15 protein-coding genes are annotated in these 12,509 nt (G+C 60.1%); 9 read left to right on the top strand and 6 right to left on the bottom strand.

The genetic code is table 11. The features are described from left to right. Window positions 1–62 precede the first annotated feature (62 nt). From SP5_RS17450 to SP5_RS17425, 7 genes are all read left to right on the top strand, one after another. Window positions 63–659, top strand: coding sequence for a recombinase family protein (locus SP5_RS17450; protein ID WP_042491119.1), 597 nt, complete (start codon window positions 63–65; stop codon window positions 657–659). Between the two features lie 74 nt (window positions 660–733). Then, window positions 734–1,417 carry a hypothetical protein gene (locus tag SP5_RS19365; protein ID WP_157013795.1) on the top strand — a complete coding sequence of 228 codons (684 nt, stop codon included), beginning with the start codon at window positions 734–736 and terminating at the stop codon, window positions 1,415–1,417. A 223-nt stretch (window positions 1,418–1,640) separates the two neighbouring features. Then, complete coding sequence (locus SP5_RS17445) at window positions 1,641–2,219, top strand: recombinase family protein (RefSeq protein WP_042491116.1); 579 nt, start codon at window positions 1,641–1,643, stop codon at window positions 2,217–2,219. Further along, entirely contained in the window at window positions 2,216–3,322 is a 1,107-nt protein-coding gene (locus SP5_RS17440) for a DNA adenine methylase (RefSeq protein WP_217995714.1), read from the top strand. Before SP5_RS17445 ends, SP5_RS17440 begins: the two co-directional genes overlap by 4 nt. Then, window positions 3,322–4,155, top strand: a complete 834-nt coding sequence (locus SP5_RS17435; protein ID WP_042491113.1) for a DpnII family type II restriction endonuclease — start codon at window positions 3,322–3,324, stop codon at window positions 4,153–4,155. The genes SP5_RS17440 and SP5_RS17435 overlap by 1 nt, the downstream gene beginning before the upstream one ends. A gap of 24 nt (window positions 4,156–4,179) precedes the next feature. Next, a complete protein-coding gene (locus SP5_RS19835; protein WP_042491110.1) occupies window positions 4,180–4,701 on the top strand; it encodes a KwaA family protein in 522 nt (173 codons plus the stop codon). After that, the gene (locus SP5_RS17425; protein WP_042491109.1) at window positions 4,701–5,567 is read left to right on the top strand and encodes a Kiwa anti-phage protein KwaB-like domain-containing protein; all 867 of its coding nucleotides are present in this window, start codon (window positions 4,701–4,703) and stop codon (window positions 5,565–5,567) included. The genes SP5_RS19835 and SP5_RS17425 overlap by 1 nt, the downstream gene beginning before the upstream one ends. Before the next feature lie 388 nt (window positions 5,568–5,955). On the opposite strand, the gene SP5_RS17420 is transcribed toward SP5_RS17425, so the two are convergent. The 4 genes from SP5_RS17420 to SP5_RS17405 form a co-directional block, all read right to left on the bottom strand. Next, window positions 5,956–7,041 carry an ATP-binding protein gene (locus tag SP5_RS17420; protein WP_042491106.1) on the bottom strand — a complete coding sequence of 362 codons (1,086 nt, stop codon included), beginning with the start codon at window positions 7,039–7,041 and terminating at the stop codon, window positions 5,956–5,958. Between the two features lie 168 nt (window positions 7,042–7,209). Further along, window positions 7,210–7,602, bottom strand: coding sequence for a hydroxyisourate hydrolase (uraH, locus tag SP5_RS17415; RefSeq protein ID WP_042491104.1), 393 nt, complete (start codon window positions 7,600–7,602; stop codon window positions 7,210–7,212). A gap of 186 nt (window positions 7,603–7,788) precedes the next feature. Next, window positions 7,789–9,138, bottom strand: a complete 1,350-nt coding sequence (locus tag SP5_RS17410) for a flavin monoamine oxidase family protein (protein ID WP_042491102.1) — start codon at window positions 9,136–9,138, stop codon at window positions 7,789–7,791. A 59-nt stretch (window positions 9,139–9,197) separates the two neighbouring features. Beyond that, window positions 9,198–9,800 carry an outer membrane protein gene (locus SP5_RS17405; protein WP_042491100.1) on the bottom strand — a complete coding sequence of 201 codons (603 nt, stop codon included), beginning with the start codon at window positions 9,798–9,800 and terminating at the stop codon, window positions 9,198–9,200. A gap of 242 nt (window positions 9,801–10,042) precedes the next feature. On the opposite strand from SP5_RS17405, the gene SP5_RS17400 reads away from it, so the two are divergent. After that, window positions 10,043–10,429: a hypothetical protein gene (locus SP5_RS17400; protein WP_042491099.1), complete on the top strand. Its 387-nt coding sequence runs from the start codon at window positions 10,043–10,045 to the stop codon at window positions 10,427–10,429. Beyond that, complete coding sequence (locus SP5_RS17395; RefSeq protein ID WP_157013794.1) at window positions 10,423–10,677, top strand: hypothetical protein; 255 nt, start codon at window positions 10,423–10,425, stop codon at window positions 10,675–10,677. The genes SP5_RS17400 and SP5_RS17395 overlap by 7 nt, the downstream gene beginning before the upstream one ends. On the opposite strand, the gene SP5_RS17390 is transcribed toward SP5_RS17395, so the two are convergent. Both SP5_RS17390 and SP5_RS17385 read right to left on the bottom strand, forming a co-directional pair. Next, window positions 10,649–11,707: an ATP-binding protein gene (locus tag SP5_RS17390; RefSeq protein ID WP_084220751.1), complete on the bottom strand. Its 1,059-nt coding sequence runs from the start codon at window positions 11,705–11,707 to the stop codon at window positions 10,649–10,651. The two genes, SP5_RS17395 and SP5_RS17390, sit on opposite strands and share 29 nt — an antisense overlap. Beyond that, window positions 11,704–12,393, bottom strand: coding sequence for a response regulator (locus tag SP5_RS17385; protein ID WP_042491094.1), 690 nt, complete (start codon window positions 12,391–12,393; stop codon window positions 11,704–11,706). Before SP5_RS17385 ends, SP5_RS17390 begins: the two co-directional genes overlap by 4 nt. Window positions 12,394–12,509 lie beyond the last annotated feature (116 nt).

The following is a 12,509-nucleotide window of genomic DNA, read 5'->3' as shown; positions in this document are numbered from 1 at the left end:
TCTCACATAGATAGTACCATATGTTTTGCGGTGACGGGGCCTTTTACGTTACACTTCGGTCTATGACGCAAACGCTGATCGGCTATGCCCGATGCTCGACCGACAAACAGGACCTTGCCGCCCAGCAGGAGGCGCTTGTGAAGCTCGGCGTCGCGGCCGATCGCATCTATACCGACAAGGGGTTCACCGGCACGAGCCGGGATCGGCCCGGCCTCGACCAGGCGCTGGCGGCGGTGCGCAGCGGCGACACGCTGGTGGTGCCAAAGCTCGACCGTCTCGCCCGATCGGTGCCGGACGCGCGCGCGATCGGTGACAGCCTTGCCGCCCGTGGAGTGAAGCTCCAGGTCGGCGCCAGCGTCCATGATCCGGCCGATCCAATGGGCAAGCTGTTCTTCAACATCCTCGCCACCTTCGCCGAGTTCGAGGCGGACCTTATACGGATGCGGACCCGCGAGGGCATGGCGGTCGCGCGCGCCAAGGGGAAGCTACGCGGCAAGAAGCCCAAGCTGTCCGATCGGCAGCAGAAGGAGCTACGCCGCATGTACGACACCGGCGACTACTCGATCAGCGATCTCGCCGAGGTGTTCTTGATATCACGGCCAACCGTGTACCGGACTCTAAGTCGCCAACCCGCCGTGCCTGCGGCTAAAGCGGCATGATCCACCGCAAGCATCGGTTTAAGATGGAAGCAACCCTCGGACGTCAAACAGTATCGCAGACAAGGGAGACTTAAATGGCGGAGAAAATAAAATCTTTGGCTATTCGCCAAATTTCTATCTGCGCAGTTCTTCTAAGCACGCTGTTGATGACTGAGGCGGGATACGGGCAATTACCCGGTCAGGGCTATGAGCCCCCCAGCTTTGACGATGGAAAAACGCACTATGAAAAGAGCGAGGATCATTTTGGCCAGTTTACCGTGGTACGTTATATTGAGGACTGTCGGGCCGTTCCCATGCTCGATTTTGGCTGTTGGCTAACGAAAGAAGCCAAGCTTGAGTGGCATGACAGTTCGGGCGCTATCGGGTTTTCATTTGTCGATAACGGCGCAAGCGTTAGATTTAAAGCCGAGGGCCAGAGCGCTGATGGTAAAACGATATGTATCAGTCAAGGCGTGCTTGTTGGATACGATCCCAAGCCAAGCCGAAGCGACAACTGGTACAAGCTCCAGCCCTTCATCCGCCAGCAGCTTCTTGCCTGTACAGCAATTGCGCCTGCCAGCATGATCCAAGCTACGAAGGAAATGGAGGCTTCCGGGACAGACTATGAATCGGCAGCGAACTCGTGGAAACGAGTTTCTGTTGAACTATTTGGGTCAAGTGGACGCCGTTGCATCGCAGAACGAATGATGAAGCCCTTTACAACGCCGCCGCGCTTCGAATGTGTGAAATACTCGCAGGCGCAACCGGCCGCCTCGTAATCAGGGGGCTGGAAGCGGGTTGAGGGCGCCGATTTCCCGTTTCCGGTCAACTCCAAGAATCCAGCGCCGCTTCGCAACGTGACATTTACTACTGACAGAACCATGCCAATTAGCGCTGATATCTACACGTTTGAGTGTAAGCAGGGCGATCCAGCCTCCTAAAACTGTCTCTTGTTTGGACGCCTCGAATCTGTGCATGCTGCAACGAGTTTCAGGAGGCGGCATGCTTGTCGGCTATGCGCGGGTCTCGACCCGCGACCAAAATCCAGCAGCGCAGATCGAGGCCTTGAAGGCGATCGGCTGCGACCGCGTATTTGTCGAGAAGCTGTCCGGAGCAAACCGCGACCGGCCAGAGCTGAAAGCCGCTCTCGACTACATGAGGGAAGGGGACACGCTTGTCGTCTGGAAACTCGATCGCCTGGCGCGCTCCGTGCGCCAGCTCGTCGAAACATCGGCTGCCCTAGACTCGCGTGGCGTTGGCCTCCGCGTCTTGACCCAGCAGATCGACACCACATCGGCTGGCGGTCGTCTCATCTTCCACGTTTTCGCGGCCGTGGCCGAGTTCGAGCGGGAGCTGATGCTCGAGCGCACCCATGCCGGCCTTGCAACGGCGCGCGCCGCCAATCGTCGCGGCGGCCGGCCGAAGGCCCTTGATGAGGCGCAGATCCGCCGGGCAAAAGCGATGCTCGCCGATCCGATGATAACCGTCGAGGAGGTAGCGCAGCAGTTAGGCACCGCCCCGTCGACGCTTTACCGACATATTCCAGGAGGCCGCAGCGCGGTCATGGGCGGAGCGGCATGAGCCAGGCATTGAAGATCAAGTCGAACGTCGTCACCCTCAAGACCGCGCGTCCAGAGGTTCGGCCGGTCCTGCCCGCGCTGCCGGAAAGGGCAGGGCGCTACCCCGAGCTGCGCTACATGGGATCGAAGACGCGGCTACTGCCGTGGATCCATAGCGTTCTTAACGGGCTGGATTTCGAAAGTGCGTGGGATCCGTTCTCTGGGACCGGCTGCGTCGCTTATTTGATGAAGGCGATGGACCGGCGCGTGATCGCGTCCGACTTCCTCAACTTTACCAGCACCGTCGCGCGCGCGACCGTCGAGAACAACAGCACTCACCTTGACGGGAAAGCCATTGCGCGACTGATCGATCGAACGCCGTCGACGCATCATTTCATCGAGAAAACCTTCAACGGAGTTTTCTACACGAAGCCCGACCTGCAATTCCTCGACCGCGTGTCGGGCAATATCGGCCAGCTACAGGATCCGCATCAGCAGGCGCTCGCTTATGCCGCACTGTTCCGGTCCTGTCTCAAGCGCCAGCCCCGCGGTGTATTCACGATCTCGGGCGACCTGTCGCACTATGACGATGGGCGGCGCGATCTCCGGTTGTCTCTCGAGGAGCATTTCCTCGAACAGATCGAGGTCTATAACGCTGCCGTCTTTGACAACGGGCGGAAAAATGCGGCGATCCGGTCAGACCTGTTCGATCTGCCCAGGCGGAAAGTCGATCTCGTCTATCTCGATCCGCCTTATGTCCCGCGGTCCGACGACAACTGCTACGTCAAACGCTATCACTTCCTCGAGGGGCTGTCCTGCTACTGGCAGGGCCTGCCGATCGACGAGAAGACGAAAGTGAAAAAGATCGCCAAGCGGTACACGCCGTTTAGCTATCGGCGCACGGCGGTCGAAGCGTTCGACCGCATGTTTGCCCGCTTCGCGAAAAGCCAGATCGTGCTGTCCTACAGCTCAAACGGCTTCCCTGATCTCGCACAGCTCGAGGCGCTGATGCGAAAGCATAAGCAGACCGTGCGTGTATTTGAAAAGCCGCACCGCTATCACTTTGGCACGCATAAGGGCGTCGAACGCGCCGCCGTGACCGAATATCTGATTGTGGGGAGCTGATGCAGGTTCGAGATCAGACGCTGGACGAGATCAAGGCCAGCCTTAGTCCACTCACCGTCGAGTGGATGGATGACGCTGCGCGGGAAGCGATGGCGCTTCTCGCCGAGCTGCCGGTCAAAGACACTTATGATCGGAACGACGTTGCAGCGATGCTCGATCAGGGTTTCGACCGCGGGATCCTGTGCGCCCGGCTGTTCCTGATGCTATCCAAGGACGCGATGACGACGGCGCTCTCGAAGGAGCTGCCAGAAGGCTATGGCGCGAAACGCTACAAGGCCGATCGCGAGACCTTTCTGGATGCCCTCGACCGGCTCGGACTACCCGATAAGATGGCAGCCACCATCAATTACCAACCGATATGGAGCGATATTCTCAAGGAGCGGCTGCGATCGGGCCGCGGATCCGCCATCCAGGGCCAGAAGCGGGGCAGGGGGCTTGAGGACTTCACAGAGGTTCTGGTCCGGGAGGTATTTGGCGACGCCTATGAGACACGCTGCACCTTCACCGGCGCAGACGGCAAAACCGCCAAATGCGATATCGCCATCCCTGATAAAAACCGCCCCCGGATCGTGATCGAGGTCAAAGGCTATAACGCGACCGGCTCGAAAATGACCGATATCATCGGCGACCTCGATGCCATCATCGACGCCAAGCGGCACGACACGACGCTCCTGTTCGTGACGGACGGGTCGACCTGGGCTGCGCGCCTTTCCGATCTCCGGAAGATCGTTGACCGCCAGAACCAGGGCAAGATCGCCCGCATCTACACGACCAAGATGCAGGCGGACTTCCTCGCCGATCTCGAGGGGCTGAAAGGCTCGATGGGGCTCTGATATGTCCCGCTCTCAACCTCAACCATGTTGAACGCTCTTGCCCGGATCCTGCTGACAAGTTCCGCCATCGCGCCGGTCGGCCTCACTTATGCATGGGTCGCCTACACACAGAATGATCTTCGTGCGGCGCTTTATATTGCGATCGGGAGCCTTGCGACAGTAGCGATCTGCCTGATGATGCTTCGCTATGCCAAAAAGAACCTTGAAATAACGTTGTTTCAGGCAAGCGAGGTTGAGGCGGCCGATCGGGAGAATATGGGCTTTCTCCTGTTGTATCTCCTGCCACTCTTTACATCACAGTTTAATACGTTGAACTGGCAGCTATGGATTCCGACCCTTGGTATCTTCGCCATTATTACGGCGACCGGGTATAACTATCACTTCAACCCCCTACTCGGCATCCTTCGATGGCACTTCTACAAAGTGAAGTCGCGGGAGGGCGTGACATATGTCCTGATTACCAAGAAGCAGATACGATCCGCCGCCAATCCCATTTCGGTCGGGCAACTGACGGAGTATATTCTAATCGACCTGGAGGATGCCTGATGGTGAACCTGTTTGCCCTGTGTCGACCGAGCGGGGCTCTCGAAGTGAAGCGTGTCGCATTGGCCCAGCCGGTTCAGGCAAAGGTTGGCGGGATATTCCAAGGTCAGGCCATCAATTTCCTGCAAAACGTCAACGAAGAGGTCGAGTTTTCTGGAGGCTGGAAGCCGGACGATGACGAAATTCTCGTCATGAATCCTCCGGCAGAAGCAGCTGTCATCGCCGCGGCGCAGACAGCCAACCCGATCAGCCTGCCCGAGATCGACGCATCGAATTTCATGGCGGAAGGGATCCGCGGTCTTTTCATCATTGATGGGGCCGGGCCAGCGCAGCGGGTTTTGATCCAGGCCTTTTCCGCCCAGCAGCTTCTCTCACGCCGGTTTACGCTGTTTCAGTCGGGTAATTCGTTCAAGGAACTCACCGAACCTGGCTTCACGCTCGACAACGGCATTGTGGCGATACTTGAGGCTGGAAAACTCAAGTTCAAGAGCTTCCACAGGGTTCGAGGTATCTTCGATCTCCAACAATTCTACCGCGAGGCGACCGACCAAGACCTCGATACATTCAGTCAGCACAGCAGCCTCGAGATCGCCGACGTGGCAGCTTTCAAGGTAGTGGCGGATCAGGGCATTCGGAAACTTGTTCACGCGATAACGAAGGCTGACGTCCTCAATAACCATCAGGTCGCGGTCATCGCTCAGAAGGCGGCCGGCCTTGGTATCAACGTCGTCGTTCAGAACGGAAAGCTCGTCGTGCCCGCGGATCGCAAGGCAATCAAAGACCTGTTCCGCTTTCTGGACGATGGTATTTATCAGGCTGCTTTGAGTTCATCTCGCTATGTGACTAATTCTAAGCGGCTTCTGCCCTAGGCGCGACGAGCGCCGCCATCGTGTGTTCTGATTTTACCGGATCGGGCGCTACGAGCATGTCCACACCGTCAAGATATCCTGCCGCCGTTGGAGATCGAGGAGGACGATCCTGGCCGTGGCGTAGCCAAGGCCACCCTGCCACATGCCCTCGCTACTCGAACGGCGAACATGATCAAAGCCCGTCTACGCTCGTTTGCGGAGCGTCCCGTTTCTCCATGTCCAACAGGAAATTTTGGGAAAACGCATTCGGGAACATGTTTCGGGAAAGCCGGTCGCTCACGACGCACGGGATCGGCGGGAACTTCCGACCTTCTCCCGCGCCCTTCCTAAATGGGAAAAAGGATTTGCCTGCTACGCTCAAAAGTGGGCGCTCATCGCTGAACGGCGCTTACCGAGCGATACTCCACTTGGCGGCCAACATGGCTTGCAGAAGGTCGACATAGCTCCACCCATCTGCGCGAGCGGCGATCGCCGACAGGCAGTCTTGGTTGTCGCGTCCCGGGCGGCCGGGACCGGTCATGTTGGGTTTCATATTGAGGTCGAACAATTTGAACGTGCCGTCGCGGTCAGCCCGACAGTCGATCCGAATGGCAGTACGCGCGTCGACCAGCGCAGCTGCCGCAACGCAAGCGTCGATCATGGCGACAATGGCCGGATCACTCAGGCGCCCGACGTCGATCGCGGTGCTGTTGGCGGTGACCGGTACGTCGCCGTTATACGGCGCGACCCCGGCATGCTGATCGAAGCGATAAACGGGCCGCAAGGCCCAGTGCGTCTGCGATCGTGTGTTGTCCGGGCGCGGTGAGGCCGGGGGCATGACCGTGACCGTCATCTCGTCACCGCCCAGGAACTCTTCCACCATCAGTATGTCGCCGAAGGTCGCAGCCTCGATCAAGGCGGCGGCAGCGTCGCGCAGCTCGCCAAAATTCTCTACTAAGGTAACGCCCTGGCTGCCGCGCCCCCGCACCGGCTTCACGATCATCGGAAAGGCTATGCCTCGGGACGCGCACGCCTGCTCGACATCGGTCAGCGAACACACGTCATCCCTGGCCGTGCCGGACAGCAGGAACGATCGGGCAACCGGCAAGCCGGCCTCCGCCAGCAACCGGTTGGTGGCGAACTTGTCATCGAACGCCTGCATGGCGGCGGGAAGCTGGCCGACAATCGCGAAGTCGGCGAGCGCTGCCTCCAGGGGGTGGCCTTCGAAAAGAACCGTGTTCGCCCACAGCACCGTTGCGCCAGCAGCGCCTGCGCTGCGGATACCCTCCATCGTGTCCGGGAACACCCAGTCGAGGGCGCTGGCAGGATCCGGTGCAGCAGAGGGAGTGACCACATCCACCCCTGCCCGGCGCAAGGCGTAGGCGATGTCGGCACCTCCATCGGAATAGCCGCCCGGCTTTGCATCCTTGCGCAACCCATCGATCATGGGCGGTGGAACAGCCTGGTACAGGATGGCTACCGGCGCTGCTGTCATCGGGAAACTCCTTTTCGGTGCCAATTAGCATGCGACCTAGGGTGAGGGCATGTCGGCAGGCATCCGTTCGATGTCGACTAACCTTCGTGCCGAAGATGCGGATGGTCTCTTTCCGCAAACCCACGCCTTCCCTTGTCTCCGAGTTTGGAAGGCGTGCAACGATCATGGTCAATTCCCTCGGTAGGTCGAATAGCCATAGGGGCTGACAACCACCGGCACGTGATAGTGACCAGACTTGTCAGTGACGCGGAACGTCAGCGTGATCTCGGGGAAAAATGGCGAGGCCGATGCGTCCGGGTAGCGCGTCATATCGAACTGAAGCCGGTAGATGCCGGTGTCGAAAGACTGTGCATCATTGAAGCTGCGAACTCGGCCGTTATCGTCGGTCGTCGCCGCGCCGACCTTCTGCCAGCTGCCGTCGGCGCTGCGCTTCGATAGCGTTACAGGTACAGCCTTGCCGCCCACGCCGCGGGCAAGATCAAGCACATGGGTCGAAATTTCAGCGGCCGCGGCCGGTGTCGCGACGGCGCCGATCAGCAATGCGAGGCCAATGGTCTTCATGAGTAGTGTCCTGAATTATGAAACGAGAAGAGCGAGGTTTTTAGCCGGGTATCGGCGCTTCCGCGGTGCCAGCATTCGCGATAACGAACGTTGTGCCATTTATGGCTCCACGACGTCGTGCCGACACAAAGTCCTCTACAGCGTTCAGCGTTTTCCAGCATGAATCCGTTGCGCGAACGGCATCTGTCAAAGGCCCAGCCTGATCTTGACATCATGTGCCGCACGTCGCCCGGACAGGATCGCACCGTTCATGGTTCCACTGAACTCATCGGCGGTTTCGGTGCCGGCCCAGTGGACCAGGCCCACCGGCTCCTTCAGAAATGGCCCGAAATTCGTCCATCCTTTCGGTTCCACAGCCGGGTTTGGACCACCTGCGGCGAACACGTCATTCCCCCAGGCAAAATCGGTATAGTCGATCACCTGCTTGGCACGCTCGCCATAGAGGTGTTCCAGTTGGTTCAGGACGAGTTGACGGCGTTCGGACGGATCCTTGCCGTCAAAAGCCCGGCCATCGCAGAACACCATCAGGATTCCCGGACCATCCGGTGCAGGGCTTACGTCAAAGGTGAGGAAACCGACCCCGTTATCGGTGACAGCAGAGCCTGAGAGACCTTCATCCCGCCAGAATGGATGATCGTAAGCGACGAATGCCTTGCTGAGCGCACCGAGCTTCCAGCTACGGGAGAGGCCATAATGCTGCTCAGGAAGTGGCGGTGAAAACTCGATCGTCGCCCGGTGCGCCGGCGACGCCGAAACGATGACGTAACGGGCTTCGAAAGCTCCCCGTACTGTCTGCACCAGCGCTCGATCACCAGTGGTTTCGATACGGACGACGGGTGAGTTCAAGTTGATTTCTGCCCCGATCGTTGCGGCAAATTTGCGGGTGAGGCCATGCGTGGTCCCAAGCAGGCGGTCCTGCTGGTCACCGCCTTCGACCTTCAGCATGACATCCACCCCGCCGATATTTCTGATGTAGCGGAGTGCGTTGAACAGCGAGACGGCTTCCGGAGGTGCGCCCCAATGCACCAGGCTGAACATGGTCAGGAATCTGCCAGTATTTTTGAGTGCCCAGTTCGAGACCGCCGCCCACTCCCCCAGCGACACTGAGTCCAGCGATACAGCATCGGGGTGTTTCCAGGGTTCTGAAACAGGCAGCTTGTCAGCCAATGCCTGCAAAGCGTTCATGATCCTGGTGATGTCGAGCACCGTCCACGGTGCCATCGCGAAAAGCCCTTCGACCTTGCGTGATCCGCCGAAGGAGATGACGCCTTTGCCGTCGTTGAATTGTGGGACAAGCTGACAATCAAGCCGGCTCGCCAGTTCGCGAAGGGCAGTGTGATGAGGGGCGACCCAGGTCGCGCCCGCGTCGACGGCAACACCTGCAATCTCCGCGTCGCGAACCCGGCCACCTATCCGATCGCGCCCTTCCAGCACGATGACAGTATATCCGGCCCGGGTCAGCTCGTCGGCTGCCGTAAGGCCAGCCAGACCCGCTCCAACGACGACGACATCGACATTCCTGGGGTTGCTGCTCATCGCATACTCCACTCAATACGCAGGTCTGCACCCTCCGCTTTCGCGGAGGGTGCTTCGGATCAGAAGTTGAAGCTCAAGCCGCCCATCAGCCGCGAACGCTTGTAGTAGTCGTTGAACTTGACCCGGTCGTATTCCGCCTTGAGCGACACGTTGTGCGAGAGCGCGACCTGCGCCCCGCCGCCCCACAGGAAACCATGCTCGGTGTCGCGGCTGGTGATGGTCGAACCGCCCGTCTGAGCGAGGCTCGTCGTTACGCGCTGCATCGCCCAGCCCGCCTTGCCATAGACCAGCAGACCATCGCTCGGCTTCACGCCGAACCGGGCTGCGGCATCAACCGTCAGACGGGGATCGAGAGTGAAGCGGTTATTGCCGCGGATGGTCTGGATGTCGCGTCCGCCGGTCCCGATCCCGACTTCGGCACCCACGATGGCGCTGTCACCCAGGGCAACGTCGTAACCGGCGCTGCCGCGCACGGCGACGCCGCTCTTGCGCGAGCGCTGATCGCCCGGCCCCGGCAGCACGTCCTTGGTCGTGCCACGGTTCCAACCGGCAGTGACATCGACATGGGCGCCGCTGAACGTCGGCGTCGTGCCCGCGGTCTGCGCCAGGGCGGGGGTTGCCGTAGCTGCAAACAATGCGAACGCGAGCGCTACTTTCTTCATGGTCTTAACTCCTGCTTTGACCGGAAATCTTGGTCGCAGGCCATTTGGAACCGCGCTGTCGCGTTCCGGTGGAAGTTGCGTGGAGGAACCGTGACGATCGACGTGCCGAGCGGTTTTCGTGCGTCTCCACGGAAGCTGCATCCAATCGCGACATTGTCACCATCGACATCATGCATGCCTTCATCTGCGCGCGGTCGCGGTGGAGATGGTGAGTGGTCGCTAGGATCGATGTTCCTCGGACAATGAGTTTCGACCTGGACAAAGGGTATGTGGTCGAGATTGCCTTCGTGCCCTACGGGTTACCGGACGACCATGCCTTGCGCGGACTGTACGACGATCGGTCGATCGCCGTACCCGCGACGGCGGGATCGCTCTGGATGACCCTCTTTACCGCTGACGATCAGCGGTGCGTCGGTGCCGCTACCTTCGCGGCAGACGCCTCCGCGGTTCGATGTGACAGCATCATAATCGGCTTGCGGTTCAGGCGACGAGGATTGGCTTCCTGCCTGTATGAACTGGCTGGTTCGCTCTTCGAAGCACCCGTCGTTCCAGGCGCGTTGCTCACTGCCGACGCCATCGCCTTCTGGCGGGCGCGACTGGCTGAAAACGTGGAGGCAGGGGCGTGCTGATCCCTATTTTGCGCGCCATCGCGATATCCACGCTGCTGGTCGTCATCGGTGCCGCGTCGTTCAATTTCGCACTCAGCGGCGGCCTTGACACGCTCATCTGTACGATCCTCTCGCTTCTGGCGATCCTGATGCTCCTCGTCATGGGGTCGAACCTGAACTCGCTGAGCCTGAGCAACGGCGGATGCAGGCGGAGCTACCGGAGTGCGCGCCGCAAGTCGGTCAATGCCAACGCGGAAGATCGAGGATAAAGGTCGATTGCCCGTCCTGGCGGCGGTAGGAAGCATCCCCGCCGTGAGCAACGGCTATGGCTTTGACGACCGACAGTCCCAATCCCGAGCCACGACGTTCCTTTGAGGCTTCGGCGCGCTCGAACTGCCCGAAGGCGCGGGGCACGAAATCATCCGGTAGCCCCGGCCCGTCATCGGCCACCTCGAACGCCACTCGATCCTCGGTCAGTCGCGTGCGGATCGCCAATCGCCCGGGGGGCGCGTGGATGCGGGCGTTCTCGATCAAGGCCAGGAGGGCTTGCCGCAACCGACTGGCATCAAGCATGGCTGCCCCGGCATCACCCTCATAGCTGATGGTAAAACCGGCTTCTGTCAGGCGCGGCCGCACGAGATCGATCAACCCCTGGACCTCCTCAGTCGGGCTGGTCTGCGCGACCTGAAGGTCGAGATGGCCACTGTCGGCCAAACTGACCACCCGCAGATCCTCAGCCAATCGCTTCAGACTTTCGACCTGCACCATGAGGTTGCCGATCAGGCGCTCGTCCGGCACGAACACGCCATCGACAACGCCCTGTAGCCTGCCGCTGAGGATGGTGAGCGGCGTGCGCAGCTCGTGCGCGATCTGCGCATTCCACGTCGAGATGTTTCGCGATGCCTGTTCGAGGCGATGCGCCATCGTGTTGAAGTCGTCGATCAGCCCGGCTGCCTCGCGAGGCCCATAATCGTCCTGTGTGGCACGCGCGGACAGATCACCTTCAGCGATCGACCGTAGCGCCTGCTCTACCGATCGAAGCGGCCGGAGGATGCGCTTGGCGATACGAACCGCAAACATTGAGGCGATCGTCACCCCAACGATTACGGACGTTACGAGGAAGCCGATATCGAGAGGTTCGAGATACAGCTCCTTCAGCGATCGAATGCCGGGCAGGCCCAGCGCATAGACGACCAGATAACCGATCTCAAAGGCTCCGACCGACAACGCGATGCACACGACAACGACGGTCATCATCGCGATGACGAGCTGCGTCGTCAGATCCCGGCGCGGCGTCACGACGGCATCAGCCGGTAGCCAACGCCCCTTATGCCTTCGGGCATGTCGGCAAGCCCCGCCTGCGCGAGCTTCCTGCGCAATTTGCTGACATGGCTATCGACCGTGCGATCCAGCGCATCGCTTCCCGGCAGGCAGGCGTCGACCAGTTCGCCGCGGCTGAAGACGCGGTGCGGGTTCTTTGCGAGATGGACGAGGAGGCGAAACTCGGTCAGCGTCAGGGCAAGCCGGGTAACGCTTTCATCCGCTTCAATCTTGCGAACCTCATGTGCTTCCTGATCGATCTCAAGCGGTCCGGCGCGCAGGACACCCCCGGCGCGATCACCGGCAGTCCGCCGCAGGACTGCCTTGGTCCGGGCAACGACCTCAACGGCGTTGAACGGCTTCACGACATAGTCGTCAGCCCCGATGCGCAACGCCTGAAGCTTGTCGATATCCTGATCGAGCGCGGTGACCATGATAACCGGTGTCGTCGAAGACTGACGAACGGCCGCAAGCACCTCCCATCCGTCCATGCGCGGCATCGATACGTCCAGCAGGATCAGGTCTGGCTTGAGCGCATGATGCAGATCGAGGGCGATCCGACCATCGGGAGCATGCACCGTTCGGAAGCCTTCCCGCTCAAGATAGGCGCGGATGATGTCCGCGATCTCGGGGTCGTCTTCGGCAATCAGGATAAGCGCGTTCATTCGTTTGATCTCCGCGTGAGATACTAATCGCTCCTGAGCAGCCCGCGCTACGGCCCTCCACACTGTCTCCACACAACGTCCACCGAACCGCGACGGTCATCGGCAAATGCACGATC

Origin of the sequence: Sphingomonas parapaucimobilis NBRC 15100 (assembly GCF_000787715.1) — a bacterium.
GTDB classification, from domain to species: domain Bacteria; phylum Pseudomonadota; class Alphaproteobacteria; order Sphingomonadales; family Sphingomonadaceae; genus Sphingomonas; species Sphingomonas parapaucimobilis.
Note: the sequence above shows the minus strand (reverse complement) of the source record. Positions and strands in the feature narration are given on the sequence as shown.